Annotated in this window: 12 protein-coding genes; 5 read left to right on the top strand and 7 right to left on the bottom strand. The window is 43.7% G+C overall.

What is annotated here, in order from left to right:
• The first annotated feature begins 45 nt into the window (after positions 1-45).
• Both rutF and E0H77_RS03700 read left to right on the top strand, forming a co-directional pair.
• Positions 46-636 carry an NADH-dependent FMN reductase RutF gene (gene rutF, locus E0H77_RS03705; RefSeq protein ID WP_131375117.1) on the top strand — a complete coding sequence of 197 codons (591 nt, stop codon included), beginning with the start codon at positions 46-48 and terminating at the stop codon, positions 634-636.
• Positions 637-666: 30 nt separating this feature from the next.
• Positions 667-2,013, top strand: a complete 1,347-nt coding sequence (locus tag E0H77_RS03700; protein ID WP_131375115.1) for a solute carrier family 23 protein — start codon at positions 667-669, stop codon at positions 2,011-2,013.
• A 66-nt stretch (positions 2,014-2,079) separates the two neighbouring features.
• Here the strand turns inward: E0H77_RS03700 and trmA are convergent, their stop codons facing one another.
• The gene (gene trmA / locus E0H77_RS03695; RefSeq protein WP_131375113.1) at positions 2,080-3,165 is read right to left on the bottom strand and encodes a tRNA (uridine(54)-C5)-methyltransferase TrmA; all 1,086 of its coding nucleotides are present in this window, start codon (positions 3,163-3,165) and stop codon (positions 2,080-2,082) included.
• A 159-nt stretch (positions 3,166-3,324) separates the two neighbouring features.
• Complete coding sequence (gene putA, locus E0H77_RS03690; RefSeq protein WP_416240505.1) at positions 3,325-7,083, bottom strand: trifunctional transcriptional regulator/proline dehydrogenase/L-glutamate gamma-semialdehyde dehydrogenase; 3,759 nt, start codon at positions 7,081-7,083, stop codon at positions 3,325-3,327.
• Between the two features lie 116 nt (positions 7,084-7,199).
• On the opposite strand from putA, the gene E0H77_RS03685 reads away from it, so the two are divergent.
• Positions 7,200-7,685, top strand: coding sequence for an Lrp/AsnC ligand binding domain-containing protein (locus tag E0H77_RS03685; RefSeq protein WP_004751508.1), 486 nt, complete (start codon positions 7,200-7,202; stop codon positions 7,683-7,685).
• Between the two features lie 47 nt (positions 7,686-7,732).
• On the opposite strand, the gene putP is transcribed toward E0H77_RS03685, so the two are convergent.
• The gene (gene putP, locus E0H77_RS03680; protein WP_131375108.1) at positions 7,733-9,226 is read right to left on the bottom strand and encodes a sodium/proline symporter PutP; all 1,494 of its coding nucleotides are present in this window, start codon (positions 9,224-9,226) and stop codon (positions 7,733-7,735) included.
• Positions 9,227-9,807: 581 nt separating this feature from the next.
• On the opposite strand from putP, the gene aspA reads away from it, so the two are divergent.
• Positions 9,808-11,253 (top strand): aspartate ammonia-lyase, encoded by a 1,446-nt coding sequence (aspA, locus tag E0H77_RS03675; RefSeq protein ID WP_131375106.1) that lies wholly within the window; start codon positions 9,808-9,810, stop codon positions 11,251-11,253.
• A gap of 216 nt (positions 11,254-11,469) precedes the next feature.
• Here aspA and E0H77_RS03670 read toward each other — a convergent pair whose 3' ends face one another.
• Genes E0H77_RS03670 through E0H77_RS03660 form a run of 3 tightly spaced genes read right to left on the bottom strand, consistent with a single transcriptional unit; the run spans position 11,470 to position 13,662 of the window.
• Entirely contained in the window at positions 11,470-12,186 is a 717-nt protein-coding gene (locus E0H77_RS03670; RefSeq protein ID WP_131375104.1) for an SIR2 family NAD-dependent protein deacylase, read from the bottom strand.
• 1 nt (position 12,187) lies between these two features.
• Complete coding sequence (locus tag E0H77_RS03665) at positions 12,188-13,117, bottom strand: alpha/beta fold hydrolase (RefSeq protein WP_131375102.1); 930 nt, start codon at positions 13,115-13,117, stop codon at positions 12,188-12,190.
• A gap of 8 nt (positions 13,118-13,125) precedes the next feature.
• Positions 13,126-13,662: a PadR family transcriptional regulator gene (locus E0H77_RS03660; protein ID WP_131375100.1), complete on the bottom strand. Its 537-nt coding sequence runs from the start codon at positions 13,660-13,662 to the stop codon at positions 13,126-13,128.
• A gap of 130 nt (positions 13,663-13,792) precedes the next feature.
• Between E0H77_RS03660 and E0H77_RS03655 the strand changes: the two genes are divergently transcribed.
• Complete coding sequence (locus E0H77_RS03655) at positions 13,793-15,820, top strand: NADPH-dependent 2,4-dienoyl-CoA reductase (protein ID WP_131375098.1); 2,028 nt, start codon at positions 13,793-13,795, stop codon at positions 15,818-15,820.
• A 55-nt stretch (positions 15,821-15,875) separates the two neighbouring features.
• Here E0H77_RS03655 and E0H77_RS03650 read toward each other — a convergent pair whose 3' ends face one another.
• Entirely contained in the window at positions 15,876-16,352 is a 477-nt protein-coding gene (locus E0H77_RS03650) for a hypothetical protein (RefSeq protein ID WP_228258287.1), read from the bottom strand.
• Between the last annotated feature and the right edge of the window lie 15 nt (positions 16,353-16,367).

Raw genomic sequence — 16,367 nt, 5'->3', positions numbered from 1 at the left:
GACCCTGTTTAAGGGGGCAACCGCGATGTATGCAAGGAGCAAACCATGAGTATTTTACAACCGAGTTCACAAACGGCTGCTGCATTGAATAAAATGATGACACAAGCAGCAGAAAATCATGTTCTTAAAACAGCGACAGCGTTAAATACAGCCCAACAACAGTTCCGTAATGCCATGAGTAATCTGGCGGCAGCCGTAAATATTGTCACTACCGATGGCGAAGCAGGGCGGGCAGGTTTTACTGCTTCAGCCGTGTGTAGCGTAACCGATAGCCCACCGACGCTATTGGTGTGCCTAAACCGCAATGCATCGGTGTATCCTGTATTCCAGTCAAACCAAGTACTATGTGTGAATACATTGGCACAGCAGCATACGCAACTGTCGAATGTGTTTGGTGGCAAAACTCCAATGCCAGAGCGCTTTGCCCAAGGACGATGGACATCTTTAAGTACAGGTTCACCTGTTTTAACTGACGCAGTGGTGGCATTTGACTGTAAAATTAGTCAAGTCGTGGCAATGGGCACACATGACATTTTGTTTTGTGAAGTGCAAGATTTACAACTCAATCATAAAGGTGCGCAGGGGCTGATCTATTTTGATCGTGCCTATCATCATTTGACACGTCATCAATCATGACAACACCTTGATGAACAAGGGAGTATTACTATGAAAGAAAGTTGGTTTAATCAATGGCGACCTTATCAAGGGAATCTAGAGCAAACCCCTGTTGCAACTAATGAATACCTACCTGCAAGGCAAACCCTTGTGTTGGGCGTTCAGCATGCTTTCGCTATGTTTGGTGCGACGGTACTCGCACCGTTGTTGATGGGTTTTGATCCAAGCCTGACCATGCTGATTACAGGTATCGGCACGATTATTTTCTTCCTGATCACGGGTGGACGCGTCCCAAGTTATTTGGGTTCAAGTTTTGCGTTTATTGGTGCAGTGGCTGCGGTGACAGGTTATAACGGAGTCGGTGCGAATCCACACATTGCACTGGCACTCGGTGGAATTATTGCTTGCGGCATTGTCTATATGCTGGTTGGTTTACTGGTGATGAAAATCGGCACGGCATGGATTGAAAACTTGCTGCCACCTGTGGTGACGGGTTCAATCGTGATGATCATCGGGTTGAACCTCGCACCTGTGACCATTAAAGGTGTATCGGGCAATAGCTTTGATACATGGATGGCACTGGTTACTGTGTTATGTATTGGCGGAATTGCGGTCTTTACCAAAGGTATGTTGCGCCGTTTACTGTTACTGGTTGGCTTGTTGTTGTCATATGCGCTGTATTTTATCTTGGCGAATGTCTTGGGTCTGGGTAAACCAATTGATTTTGCGCCGATTGCCAATGCTGCATGGTTTGGTCTGCCAACCTTTCATCACCCTGAATTTAGCTTAAATGCCATGCTGTTGATTGCACCTGTGGCGATTATTCTGATCGCTGAAAACTTGGGACATTTCAAAGCCGTGAGTGCCATGACAGGGCAAAATATCTCGCCGTATATGGGGAGTGCCTTTTTTGCCGATGGCTTGTGTACCATGTTGTCTGCATCAATTGGTGGTACAGGCATGACCACGTATGCCGAAAATATCGGGGTGATGGCAGCGACGCGTATTTATTCTACTTTGGTGTTTGTGATTGCAGGTGTTTTTGCAATGTTATTGGGCTTGTCACCAAAATTTGGTGCTGTGGTCAGTACCATTCCCGTGGCGATTTTGGGTGGGGCATCAATCGTGGTCTTTGGTCTAATTACCATTGCAGGTGCTCGGATCTGGATGAGCAATCAGGTCGATTTTGCTCAAAATGGCAATATGCTGGTGGCGGCAATCACCATCATTATGGGGACAGGCAACTATTCATTGCATATCGGGCAGTTTGATCTGGGCGGCATCGGGACAGCAACTTTTGCTGCGATTTTATTGAATCTGGTCTTAAACCGAAAATCGGTGCAACCCAAATTGACTCAAGAGCCTGCATTAAGCGAATCGCAGATTGTATCTAAATAATGTTCTGTCGTAAAAAAGCCGATCATTGATCGGCTTTAATTTTTTGTGTGGCTTGATCTTAAAAGTTTAGATCTTTTCCAGTAACACACCACTTTCAACATGGTGGGTGTATGGGAATTGGTCAAACAAGGCAAAACGCTGAATACGATGAGTTTGGCTCAAGGTTTTCAAGTTGTCATGTAAAGTGTCTGGGTTACATGAAATATAAATGATGCGTTTAAACTGCTGTAAAAGCTGTAAGGTGGCATCATCAATGCCTGCACGTGGTGGATCAACAAACACGGTATCAAACTGATATTCGCTTAAGTTGATTTGTGCTTCCTGTAAACGACGGAATTCACGCTCGCCATGAAAGGCTTGGGTAAACTCTTCAGCCGCTAAACGGGCAATCTGAATATTTTCAATCTGGTTTTTTTCAATATTCCATTCGGCAGCATAGACTGACGATTTTGCTAGTTCGGTTGCCAGTACACGCTCAAATTTTTGTGAAAGCGGTAGGGTAAAGTTACCATTGCCACAGTACAACTCAAGCAAATGTCCCGATGCATCATTTGCTACATCGCATGCCCAGTGCAGCATTTTTTCGCAGACTTTGGCATTCGGCTGGGTAAAGCCACCTTCAATTTGCTTGTAGAAATAGTTACGCCCATCGCTTTCAAGCTGTTCAACCACGAAGTCATCGCTTAGTACCAGTTTTTGCCCACGGCTACGACCAATAATTTTAATATTCAGTTGTTGTTCAAGCGCTTTAGCCGCAGCAATCCACTGTTCGTCCAGTTTGCGGTGATAGATCAGTGTCACCAGCATTTCACCACTGAGCGTTGCCAAGAAGTCCACTTCAAATAAACGACGATGCAGTTCAGACTGTGCTTTGAGTGCATCTAACAAGACAGGCATTAAATCATTAATGCTTTGTGCTGCGATCGGGAAGTTGTCAACACGTAACACTTGTTTTTCTTTGTTGTCGGTGTTGCGTTCAAACATGGCATAAAACAAATCCGTGTCGGTATGCCAAATGCGAAATTCTGCGCGCATACGAAAATGCTGTTCGGGAGAATCGAACACTTCGAGATTTGGCGTTTGGAATTCGGCAAACTGGGTGCGAATACGCTCGACTTTGGCTTGCAGTTGTTGTTGATATGCAGAGGTCATGAACAAAAAAATACACGTTAAACGAAAACGGCATCTTAACAAACTCGGTTGCTTTAGCCTAGTTTTGTGCTGCAATTGTATGAAATAAAAAAACCTCTGTAACGAACAAAACAGTTACAGAGGTGCTAAGGGAGAGCCAGGAAATAAGGAAGGAAAAGTTTAGTCAGTCATGGTCATGAGGCTGGCGTTACCGCCCGCGGCTGCGGTGTTAATGCTAATCGCACGTTCAATCACCAGACGTTCTAGTGGAATATCAGCGCTGTTGCTCGCCATATGGGTAATACCCACAATTGCCCCAGTACGGCTTGCTATGACTTTTTGCAGGGCTTCAAGTTCTTGGCTTGAACCATGATGTAACACCGCATCGTAGTCAGCTTTGGCAATGTCATCGGTGAGTTTGATGGTATCCAAAATTGATTTTGGCAATGACTGTGCATATTTGGTAAAGAAGGCATTATCACGTTTTAACAGCACTTTTGAGTTCACTGCGAAAATGGCAAGCAGTTGATAAACTTGCTCCTGTTCTGTGCTCGCAAGTGACAACACGCGTTCACGTGGCAAAATCACGTACTGGTTGCTTTCGCCTGTCGGGCCTTGCAGTTCATAGAGTTTATCAACCACGAAGCTAGGAACAGCATTGGTGTTGATGCCACTGATATTTTTTGTAGCCCATGCTTTAAATGCTAGGTAGTTTTGAGTTGCTACTGCATTTTGATCAATCAAAGTAGTTTTTACGGCAAATGGCGTGGTTAAGCCTGCTGACGCATGGTTTTGCATGAGGCGATACAAATACAATGGGCCGCCTGCTTTTGGTCCTGTACCTGATAAGCCTTCGCCACCAAACGGTTGCACACCGACCACTGCACCAACAATGTTGCGGTTAATGTACAGGTTACCGACGTGTGCAGAATCAACTACTTTCTGAATGGTCTCATCAATACGGGTATGTAAACCCATAGTCAAACCATATCCTTTGGCATTGATGTGCTGTATCAAGGCATCGAGTTCGCCGTATTTATAAGTCACCACGTGTAGAACAGGACCAAAAACTTCGCGTTCCAAATCATTCAGGTTCGGTAACTCAATCAGGGTTGGTGGTACAAATGTGCCTTGTCTAAGTTGGGCTTGAGTCGCTGTTTGGTCAAACATCAATTGATGCACAGGGTAGCCTTTGCCTTGCATTTTGCTGATATGACGCTGAATATTTTGCTGAGCTTCGCTGTCAATCACTGGACCAATATCGGTTTTGAGCAGATATGGATTGCCTACGCGAAGTTGCTGCATCGCACCTTTAAGCATGGTCAACACGGTTTTTGCGTTGTCTTCTTGCACACACAAAATACGCAGTGCTGAACAACGTTGACCTGCGCTATCAAATGCCGAACTGACGGCATCGAACACCACCTGTTCAGTCAATGCCGATGAGTCCACAATCATGGCATTTTGACCGCCAGTTTCAGCAATCAAAGTTACAGGTTGACCATATTGAGTCAAACGCTGAGCCACAGTTTTTTGCAGGATTTTCGCAACTTCAGTCGAACCTGTGAACATAATGCCGTTGATACGCGCATCTTGGCTGAGTTTCGCGCCGATGGTTTCACCTTGACCTGGCATGAACTGTAAAACCGCTTGAGGAATGCCAGCTTCATGCAACATTTTCACCGCTTGAAAGGCAACCAACGGGGTTTGTTCAGCAGGTTTGGCAATCACGCAGTTGCCTGTGACTAACGCTGCGGCAATTTGACCTGTGAAAATCGCCAATGGGAAGTTCCATGGGCTAATACACAAGATGGTTCCCAAACTTTGCAAGGCTTTTTGATTTGGAAAATGCTGTGCTTGTTTAGCGTAATAGCGCAAGAAATCAACTGCTTCACGCACCTCTGCAATTGCGTTGGCATAGGTTTTACCACTTTCACGGCACAGTAAGACCAACAGTTCAAGCAGGCGTTCTTCCATCAGGTCGGCAGCGCGTTCTAACGCTTGCGCGCGTAAGACCACAGGTGTGTTTTGCCATGTACTATGTTGTGCTTGAGCTTGTTGTAACGCCTGTTCAACTTGTGCAACGGTTGCTTCATTGACATGACCGACCACATCTCGGTGATTAGCAGGGTTAATCACGGCTTGATTGTTGCCCTGAGTTTCAAGCAGTTGCCCTGCAACCAGTGCTTGACTGCGCCATTGATGCTGAGCGAATTGTTTGGCAACTGCATTTAATTCTTCTAGACAACTGTCATTGGCAAGGTCAAAACCTTTCGAATTGACGCGGTCTAAACTATACAAATTCTTTGGAAATGGAATAGACGGGTGTTTTAAGCCAACGATTTTATCCTGTTTGGCATCTTGTTCGATTTCTTCAATTGGAGATTGAATCAGGTCATCAATTTTTAGATTTTGATCCGCAATACGGTTGACGAATGAGGTATTCGCACCATTTTCCAGTAAGCGACGCACCAAATATGCGAGCAGGGTTTCATGCGTACCCACAGGCGCATAAATACGACATGGCACACCCAGTTTTCCTTCCGCTTTAGAACCGACAACATTTTCATATAGTGGTTCGCCCATGCCGTGCAGACATTGGAATTCGTACTGACCTGCATAATATTTTTCAAGATCGGCAAGGTTGTAAATGGTTGCGAGTGTTTGCGCGTTGTGGCTGGCAAATTGCGGATAAATAAAATCAGGCTCAGCCAGTAATTTTTTCGCACAGGCAATATAAGACAAATCGGTATGTACTTTACGGGTGTAGACAGGGTAGTCGCTCATACCATCAATTTGGGCTTTTTTGATTTCACTGTCCCAATACGCACCTTTTACCAGACGAATCATCAGGCGTTTTTTGCTGCGTTTTGCCAAATCAATAATGTAGTCCACTACGAAGAAGCAGCGTTTCTGGTAGGCCTGAATCACAAAGCCAATACCTTTCCAATCTGCCAAATCGGGTTCAAAGCATAAACGCTCAAGCAATTCTAAAGACAGTTCAAGGCGGTCAGTTTCTTCAGCATCAATATTTAAGCCGATATTGTATTGTTTGGCTAAGCGAGCCAATTCTAAAACGCGGCTATACAATTCTGTATGAACGCGATCATGTTGCGCACGTTGGTAGCGTGGGTGAATGGCAGACAGTTTGATGGAAATCCCTGCGCCTGTGTACACGTCTTTATCTGCGGTTGCTTTACCAATGGCATGAATTGCAGAGACATAATCCTGCATGTAACGGTCAGCATCACGCTCAGTAAATGCTGCTTCACCGAGCATGTCGTATGAATAGCGGAAGCCTTTAGCTTCTAAAGTTTTGGCATGATTCAGCGCCGCTTCAATGGTTTCACCTGTCACAAACTGTTCGCCCATCATCCGCATCGCCACATCAACTGCTTTACGAATAATGCCGCGACCACTGCGTGCCAAAATACCTGTTAAAACACCAGATAAACTCATTCCACTTTGTGGCTGCATGATTTTGCCAGTCAACATCAGACCCCATGCCGCAGCATTGACAAACATCAGGCTGCTTTGCCCCACATGTTCTTTCCAGTTGCCCTGATTAATCTTGTCACGAATCAGCAAATCACGGGTTGCTGTATCTGGAATACGAAGCAGTGCTTCTGCCAGACACATCAATGCCACGCCTTCGTGAGAAGACAATGAAAACTCTTGCAATAAACCCTGCACAATGCCTGCCTTACCCGCAGAAGCTTTGCGCTCACGTAACCCACTCGACAAACGAAATGCTAGTTCATAAATTTTCTTGTCTAGTTCGCTTGGGAGTTTGGCGAATTGTAAAAGTTGTTGAACCGCTTCAGGCTCAGGGCGGCGCCATGCTTGATTGATTTTGTCTTCGAAATTATTTTTTTCATCGAAAACAGTAATATCGGTAACAGTGGTCGATTGAGTTGCAGAGACCTTTTCAGTTTCCATCATGGCGCATGTCCTGTTGCTAAAAAAATTGAACTAGGGGTGGATTAAATCTATAATTACAAAATAATTACCGAATAACTCACTATAATTTTGGTTATTTTTAGAGAAAAATTCATATGTCTGATGCTTTTTTTAGCCTTGACCGTACAGACCTCAAAATTCTGGATTTGTTGCAAAAAGATGGGCGAATTTCCAATATTAAATTGGCAGAAGCCGTCAACCTGTCGCCAACTGCAGTGATGGCACGCGTACAGAAACTCAATAAAGAAAATTTTATTTCGGGTTATTACGCGCATCTCAACCCTGAGAAATTACATGCAGGCTTTTTGGTGTTTGTTGAAATTTTATTGGATAAAACTACCCCGCATGTGCTGGAAGATTTTATTGATGCGGTGCAGCAGTATCCTGAAATTCTAGAATGTCACATGACCAGTGGCGGCTTTGATTTTGTCGTGAAAATCCGCAGTCAAAACATGGACGAATTTCGCCGTATAGCGGGGCAGGTACTTTGGCATTTGCCAGGTGTGAAGGAAACCCGTAGTTATCCTGTCATGCAGGTGGTGAAGGAAACCACACAAATTAAATTACAAAGCAAGAAATAAAAAAGGCATGATTGAGCATGCCTTTTTGATGGACTGAAACAAATCAATTAATGTTCGCGATGATAAATCTCGTCAGCTTGTTCAAAGCGTTCAAGCATGTCGCGTGTCGGTGGTTTACTGATTAAACTGACCACAATAATGGTGAGCATTGCTAAAATAAAGCCTGGAACAATTTCATACAAGCCTGTTGAGGCAAATACGTTTTTCCAGAGAATTACAGTCACAGCGCCGACCACCATCCCTGCAACAGCACCACTTAAAGTCATGCGTTTCCACAGCAACGACAAAATAATTAATGGGCCGAATGCAGCTCCGAAACCAGCCCAAGCGTAAGCAACTAAGCCTAAAACTTTACTGTCAGGGTTGCTTGCTAACACAATCGCAAAGACGGCGATGGCAAGTACCATTAAACGACCAACCCAAACCAGTTCTTTTTGTGAAGCATTTTTACGAATAAATGCTTTATAAAAGTCTTCGGTGAGTGTGGTTGAACAGACCAAAAGCTGACAACTCAACGTACTCATGACCGCAGATAAAATCCCCGCCATGACAATCCCAGCAACCCAAGGGTTAAACAGAATTTGGGTCAATTGCATAAATACCAGTTCAGAGTTGCTACTCACTTTGCCTGACAAATCAGGATGGGCTTGGAAAAATGCAATTCCAAAGAAGCCAGCACCGACTGCCCCAGAAAGGCATAAAATCATCCATGACATGCCAATACGGCGCGCAGCAGGGATTGATTTCACTGAGTCCGCAGCCATGAAGCGGACTAAAATATGAGGTTGTCCAAAATAGCCTAAGCCCCATGCCATTGATGAAATAATGGCAATTTTAGACAAATTGGAAAACATGTCGTAAGCATGTGGACGAGCAGTTTCAATGAGATGGGAGAATTGTACTTGACCATCACCAATCGCCAGATAGGTAAATACAGGCGTCAAAAATAATGCAAATAGCATCATCGTTGCTTGGAATGTGTCCGTCCAGCTAATCGCCAAGAAACCACCAATACATACGTAGCTAATCGTTGCAAGCGCACTCACCCAAAGCGCAGTGCTGTAGTCCATATGAAAAATCGTTTCAAATAAACGCGCACCAGCCACCATGCCTGAAGCACAGTAAATAGAGAAAAAGATCAAAATGGTGAGCGCAGAGACAATACGCAGTACACGTTTTGTATCATTGAAGCGGTTGGTGAAATAATCAGGTAATGTCAATGCATTATTTTGGATTTCAGTATGTACCCGTAAGCGGCCTGCGACAAACTGCCAGTTGAGCCAAGCGCCAAGGGTTAAACCAATGGCAATCCATGCTTCAGATAGACCTGTTGCATAAATTGCGCCAGGCAATCCCATGAGTAGCCAGCCACTCATATCGGATGCACCTGCAGATAAGGCAGTCACAAAACTGCCTAAACTACGACCTCCAAGAATATAGTCAGAAAAGTCGCGTGTCGCACGGTAAGCATACAAGCCAATACAAACCATAGCGACAATATATAAAACAAAAGTAATAACGGTCGGATTCGTGTAGTTCATAGATCATCCTGTCTAAAAAACGGTTCTAGTGTTGTGAACCAACATGTGAATGAATTCTGTAATGACAAAATAATTACCGAATAATTCACTGTAATCGGAGGCTTTTTAGAGGGAAATTTAAAAATAATGATGAAACAGTAGAGACTAAAGATTCATCAAAATGAATAAAAAGCGGTTACATTTGCTATTGATATCGCGAGTTGGGGAGTGTTCTATGATGCAAGTGTACAGTCATAAACATCAACTCTTCGGATTACGGTGTAATCGAGTTCAAAGCAAGATGCCGTAGTTTAGATGAATTTGACTTATTGGTACAAAGTGAAAAGCATAAAGCCCAAATATTTTATGACTAATTGAATATAAATTGATTAAATTTTGATAATTATCAGGTTTTTCCATGATCTTGCCTGATGACTTATCTGATTAGAAAATAAGATTGTATTGTGATTCATTGGCTAAAAGTGACATTCCTGAGATAAAAAATACCAAGAAATAGCAGTTTGGCTAACGCGATATTTAACAATTTTGATTAAGCTGGATTTTGCACAGTTGAAGTGCATTATTTTGTTTAAGGGTTTAACATGGATCGCGTTCAAGCCAATCGATTAGAAAAAGATTTATTAGGAATCAAAGAAGTACCTACTCATTGTTACTATGGTATTCATACCATGCGCGCACTGGAAAATTTCAAGATTTCATCATTGAATATCGGGCAGCAGCCTTATTTTTTATGTGCGTTGGCACAGGTGAAAAAAGCCTCGGCTCAAGCCAATTTAGAAGTGGGAAAAATCAGCGAGCAAATCAGTCATGCGATACAAGGTGCATGTGACCTGATCATTCAAAACCCAGAACACTGGCATAAAGAGTTTCCGTTGGATGTGTATCAGGGTGGGGCTGGCACTTCAATCAATATGAACATGAATGAAGTGATTGCCAATATTGCACTGGAAATGCTGGGGTATCGTAAAGGTCAATACGATATTTTGAATCCCAATGATCATGTCAATAAATCGCAGTCGACCAATGACGTTTATCCGACCGCACTACGCTTGGCAACTTATAGTATGCTCGATCCGCTTTTTGAGCAGATGCAGCACTTGATCGCTTCTTTGGAAAATAAAGCACTCGAGTTTAAAACGGTCTTGAAAATGGGGCGTACCCAATTGCAAGACGCAGTGCCGATGACTTTGGGGCAAGAGTTTCATGCATTTGCGACGTTATTAAAAGAAGATGTACGACTGATTAAGACCACGCGTGAATTGTTGCTGGAAATTAATTTGGGCGCAACTGCGATTGGTACAGGGATTAATACCGCATCGGGGCATGCCAAACGGGTTACTCGATATTTGCAACAGGTTACAGGTCTAAGCGTCAAAACCAGTGAGGATTATGTCGAGGCGACCAGTGATTGTGGTGTCTTTATTTTGTTGTCGAGCACACTGAAACGCTTGGCGGTTAAGCTCAGCAAAATTTGTAATGACCTGCGGTTACTGAGTTCTGGGCCACGCGCTGGCTTTGCTGAAATTCAGCTTCCAGAGATGCAGGCGGGCTCATCGATTATGCCTGCCAAAATTAACCCCGTAATTCCTGAGGTAGTCAATCAGATTGCTTTTAAAGTGATTGGGAATGATTTAACCATTACCTTTGCCGCAGAAGCAGGGCAGTTACAGCTCAATGCTATGGAACCTGTGATTGCCTATTCTATTCAGGAATCAATTTCACTGTTAACCCAAGCAGTACGCACACTGGATGAAAAATGTATTCAGGGTATTCGAGCCAATGAACAAATTTGTCGTGATTCGGTCATGCGTAGCGTCGGAATTGTGACCTTGCTTGATCCGATTTTGGGGCATAGTTTGTGCGATGAAATTGGCAAACAATGCATTGCTGAAAACAAGACGATTCCCGAAGTGGTGCTTGAACGTGGCTTATTGACTCAAGAACAGTTAGATGAAATCTTTAAGTTTGAAAACTTAGTCTCGGAAATTGTGGTTGTACCCGATGAAGAGTTTATACAAGTCAGTTAAATTGAATTGAAAAAATGTGAGCCATCTTCGGATGGCTTTTTCTATTTAGGATGCTTAGGAGTGATCCCAGTACTGCCATGAATGTTGTTTTGTGACTGAATATGATTAGGGCAGAGAGGTCGTTTTTATTTCCATTTTGACTATTTCGCAAGTTGTACTGTATTGAACGCTGTATTCGTGCGCAGCAATTTTATGATCGTAGGGCTGTTAAATCACTTAAATATCTGATGAAGAAGCAATCAGCTGCGTAAATAATTGCATCATGCCTTGAGTCGCGGTGCTATTGAGTAAAGTATATTGTGCTGGAACAGCATTATGATTGGCTTTAGGGTCAATATAAAATGCCTGACAATGTTTTGGAATTTCATGAACCAGACCTGCCACAGGGTAAACTACTAAAGTTGAACCAATCACAATAAAAATATCGGCTTGCCTCACAATTTGCTGGGCAACGGTATACTCAGGCACAGCTTCACCAAACCACACCACATGCGGACGCAGTAGTGAACCATCCTCTGCAAAATCTCGGTCTAGGCAAAGTTCCCAGCCTTCTATTGGATAATATTTTTCAGGATATGCAGCGTGATTGGGTGCAGAGCTTTTGGCAAACCGAATATTGCCATGTAAATGCGTCACCTTGAGGTTGCCTGCTCGTTCATGCAAATCATCAATATTTTGAGTAATCACGGTCACATCAAAATAGTCTTGCAGGCGTGCAATCAGTTGATGCGCGAGGTTAGGCTGTGCCGCCAAAATTTGTTTGCGCCGTTCATTATAAAAGCGCTGTACCAGTTCTGGCTGTCGTGCCCATGCTTCAGGTGTGGCAACATCTTCAATCGCATGGTTTTCCCATAAACCGTTATGATCGCGAAAGGTATGAATACCACTTTCGGCACTCATGCCTGCGCCTGAAAACACCACCAGTTTTTGCATGTTATTTTCCTGAAGATGAATGATGTTGCTGTAAAAACTGCCCTAATGCCTGTACAAATTTTTTGGGTTCAGAAATCAGAGGGGTATGTCCAGAGTTGGCAAATTCAACGCATTGAGCTTGCTGCATGTTTTCAGCAATCAGACGCTGCCCCTCAATTGGGTATAGTTTTGACTGTACCCCCATAAAAAATGTACTTGGGCAGCTCAGTTGCTGTAAAGCATGCCGATAGTCCTGATCGTGCTGCAAATAGGTATTGGCATACCACGCCAAATAGTCAAGGCGTTGCATCGGTAAAATAATTTGCTGCAACACATGATGACGCTGGGCGGCTTTAAAAAGCAGGGGAAACAGATCATTACTGTTCTGAAATTCCAGTAACTCATGCCAGACATCAATCAGATGAAAGCGCTCATGGCTCGACAGTTCATGAATATAACGATGTGGCTGATAGGTTTGCAGTAACTGCGATAATTGTTGTAAATGTTGTTTAAATTGTTGTTGTTGCTCAGAAAATAGCCCGTATGACCATGTGGTATCGACTGCAATTTTAGGGCTTTGATCAATATGTAAATAGGCTTGAATATGTTGTTGCAATCCACCATATGCCATACCGTGCATGGCTGTGGTTGCTCCCATCGAATACGCAATCACGATAAATTTTTCAAGGCGCTTGTGCTGGATCAAGTCACTTAAATCTTGCCAGTGACTGGAAATCGCATCTAGGCCTTGAGGGATTTCACAGTGCCGAGAATGCCCAAAGCCACGCCAGTCAGGAATAATAAACCGAAAGTTTTTACGCTGCGGATACAAAAAAGGTAGCCATTGCCAGCTCTTCATGCCTAAACCTGAAAGCACTAAAACGGGTTGTTGCCCTTGCCCAAACTCGCGTACAAACAACGCTTGCTGGTCGCGCATGACATAAAACGGCATAGTTCACCTTAATCTTGTAATGTTTCTAAGACTGGAATAAGTTGTTGTAACCATTTAATCCATTCCAGCTCAAGTTGTATGCCCAATTCTAGAATCATTTTGTGAATATATAGGGTACGTTGTAAAGGCTGCTCATCTGCAAAATCTTTTTGATAAATCATTTGGTAAGTTTGCAACGTATCTTGATGTAGCTGTAAATGACGTTGCAATTCTGGTAATACCAAATTACCCCCAAGCTGCGCTTCTGCACGTAGACGCACCATCAAATCTTCACGGAGCTGGGCAGGTGGGCTTTGCTTGCTTAACCATTCTGCCAGTTCCATTCGCCCAAGTTGTTCAACTTGATAAATCTTTTTTCGGGAAGAATGTGCTTCATCTAAGGTCGAAATCCAGCCTTTACTGAGCATGTGTCCCAGTTCCCGATAAATCTGTTGATGAGTGGCACTCCAAAAGTAGCCCATGGAGCGATCAAAGCGTCGTGCCAATTCAAAACCTGTACTGGGCTTTTCTAGTAAACTGGTCAATAAAACATGGGCAAGTGACATAATCGTGACAAGATAAACAAAAAATGACTGAATAGATTATGCAACAAGTTGCATTGAAAAAGAAACTTGACTATAACTAAATGCAACAAATTGCATAATAACGCCAGCATGATGCTCGCAGGAGTTCGAAATGTCGACTTATCCTCATTTACTTGCCCCTTTAGATTTGGGTTTTACTACATTAAAAAACCGCGTATTGATGGGTTCAATGCACGTGGGATTAGAAGAAGCACCACAAGGCTACGCCCGCATGGCCGCCTTTTATGCTGAGCGTGCCCGTGGCGGCGTGGGGCTGATTGTGACAGGTGGTATTGCTCCCAATGCCGCAGGCGTGACCTTTTTAGATGGCTCAAAGCTCGACACGCGTGAAGAAGCCGAGAAACATCGGCAAATTACCCAAGCGGTGCATGAAGCAGGTGGCAAAATTGCTATGCAGATTTTACATACGGGGCGTTATTCTTATCAGCCCAATATTGTCGCACCTTCACCCATACAAGCCCCGATTAACCCTGTAAAACCACATGCATTAAGTGTAAACGAAATTGAACAGACCATTACAGACTTTGTACATTGTGCTGAGCTTGCACAGTATGCAGGTTATGACGGTGTGGAAATCATGGGTTCGGAAGGCTATCTTATTAATGAGTTTATTGCGGCGCGTACCAACCACCGCGATGATGAATGGGGTGGCACTTATGAAAACCGTATTCGCCTTGCGATAGAAATTGTGCGCCGTACCCGTGAGGCGGTTGGCGAGCAATTTATTATTATTTATCGGTTGTCGATGCTGGATTTGGTCGAAGGCGGTTCGAACCTCGCTGAAGTGATTGACCTTGCGAAAAAAATTGAGCAGGCAGGTGCAACTATTCTAAATACAGGCATTGGCTGGCATGAAGCGCGAATTCCTACTATTGCCACCAAAGTGCCGCGTGCTGCATTTACCTGGGTAACGCAAAAGCTCAAAGGTCAGGTGAATATTCCACTGATTACATCCAACCGTATCAATACTCCTGAAATGGCAGAACATGTGTTGGCTTCTGGACATGCCGATATGGTGTCTATGGCGCGCCCGATGCTCGCTGACCCTGAGTTTGTATTGAAAGCCAGTGAAGGTCGTTCAGATGAAATCAATACCTGTATTGCCTGCAATCAGGCGTGCCTAGACCAAATTTTTTCTATGAAAATAGCGTCTTGCTTGGTCAATCCGCGCGCGTGCTATGAAACTGAACTGATTTTTAAAGAAGCTACTCAAAAAAAACGGATCGCCGTGATTGGAGCAGGACCAGCGGGCTTAAGTTTTGCTATTTATGCAGCGCAGCGTGGGCATCAGATTGATCTTTTTGATGCCGACGATAAAATTGGTGGGCAGTTTAATATTGCCAAAACCATTCCAGGTAAAGAAGAATTTTATGAAACGCTGCGCTATTTTCAACGTCAAATTGAACTATATGCCACACAGATTAATATAAATCTGAGTCATCGGGTGAGCAGTGAAACACTGTTACAGGCAAATTATGATGAGATCGTTGTAGCGACAGGTGTAACACCAAGACAGCTTGATATACAAGGTATTGATCATCCTAAAGTGCTGAGTTATCTGCAAGTGTTAAAGCAACGTCAACCTGTTGGGCAGCGTGTTGCAATTATTGGCGCAGGGGGCATTGGTTTCGATACCGCAGAATTTTTAACCCAGTCAGGAACCAGTGCCAGTATTGTGCCCGAAAAATTTTATGATGAATGGGGCATTGATCCAACCTATGAACATACAGGTGGTCTAAAAGCCGCTCGCCCTGAATCAGCTGCCCGAGAGGTATTTTTGTTGCAGCGAAAAAATAGTGTGGTTGGTGCACAGTTGGGGAAAACCACAGGCTGGATTCACCGTATGGGTTTAAAACACCGTAATGTGCATATGTTATCTGGAGTCAGTTACGAAAAAATTGATGATCAAGGTTTACATATTATTGTGAATGAACAGCATAAATTACTGGAAGTTGACCATGTTGTGATTTGTGCAGGGCAGCAATCGTATACCGCAATGTATGATGAATTGCTTGTACAAGGTAAATCGGTACATTTGATTGGTGGGGCAAAAGAGGCTGGTGAACTCGATGCCAAACGTGCGATTCGACAAGGTGCGGAATTAGCCGCCACAATTTAAATGCCCCTGTAATAAAAAACCAGCAAGAATGCTGGTTTTTTATGATTCAGATGAATTAGTTACTGAGTGCAGGTTTGGCTGCAGCAATTGCAGCGGCAACAGCATCATCTTCGCTCAAACGCGCTTTTTTGCTGGATTCTGGTTTTTTCTCAGTCACAACTTGGCTGTTGCTTGTGCTGTAGTTATTGCTTGAACCTGTCGTAGCGCCAGTTGTTGAACTGGTTGAACTATTTGTTGCTGGTGCTGCTGTATCGGCATCTTTCACTTCGCTACGAATTTCTGTTGATGTGTTTTCAGTTTCTTCACGCTGAATTTTCACAACTTTTTTGGCTGGCGGTGCAGGTGTTGCAACATCTGAAGCAGGCGTATTGCTGTTTTCATTAATTGAATGGAATTGCTCTGAAGCAGGATTGTTCGCTTGCTCGGATTGAGCTTGCTGCTCATCTGAATGTGCTTCTTCTTTTTTAGACGAACATGCCGCAAGGAGTAAACCCGCTGCGATTGCACCACAGATAATAAATTTCTTATTCATCACGTAACAAAATTG

Origin of the sequence: Acinetobacter brisouioides, assembly GCF_004331075.1 — a bacterium.
Lineage (GTDB): Bacteria > Pseudomonadota > Gammaproteobacteria > Pseudomonadales > Moraxellaceae > Acinetobacter.
Note: the sequence above shows the minus strand (reverse complement) of the source record. Positions and strands in the feature narration are given on the sequence as shown.

Bases quoted from the DNA above. Each gene is read 5' to 3' on its own strand.
- E0H77_RS03670 (WP_131375104.1), bottom strand. From the start codon at position 12,186: ATGCAAAAACTGGTGGTGTTTTCAGGCGCAGGCATGAGTGCCGAAAGT.
- E0H77_RS03665 (WP_131375102.1), bottom strand. From the start codon at position 13,117: ATGCCGTTTTATGTCATGCGCGACCAGCAAGCGTTGTTTGTACGCGAG.
- trmA (WP_131375113.1), bottom strand. From the start codon at position 3,165: ATGACCTCTGCATATCAACAACAACTGCAAGCCAAAGTCGAGCGTATT.
- E0H77_RS03650 (WP_228258287.1), bottom strand. From the start codon at position 16,352: ATGAATAAGAAATTTATTATCTGTGGTGCAATCGCAGCGGGTTTACTC.
- E0H77_RS03685 (WP_004751508.1), top strand. From the start codon at position 7,200: ATGTCTGATGCTTTTTTTAGCCTTGACCGTACAGACCTCAAAATTCTG.
- rutF (WP_131375117.1), top strand. From the start codon at position 46: ATGAGTATTTTACAACCGAGTTCACAAACGGCTGCTGCATTGAATAAA.
- E0H77_RS03655 (WP_131375098.1), top strand. From the start codon at position 13,793: ATGTCGACTTATCCTCATTTACTTGCCCCTTTAGATTTGGGTTTTACT.
- E0H77_RS03700 (WP_131375115.1), top strand. From the start codon at position 667: ATGAAAGAAAGTTGGTTTAATCAATGGCGACCTTATCAAGGGAATCTA.
- putA (WP_416240505.1), bottom strand. From the start codon at position 7,083: ATGGAAACTGAAAAGGTCTCTGCAACTCAATCGACCACTGTTACCGAT.
- E0H77_RS03660 (WP_131375100.1), bottom strand. From the start codon at position 13,662: ATGTCACTTGCCCATGTTTTATTGACCAGTTTACTAGAAAAGCCCAGT.
- putP (WP_131375108.1), bottom strand. From the start codon at position 9,226: ATGAACTACACGAATCCGACCGTTATTACTTTTGTTTTATATATTGTC.
- aspA (WP_131375106.1), top strand. From the start codon at position 9,808: ATGGATCGCGTTCAAGCCAATCGATTAGAAAAAGATTTATTAGGAATC.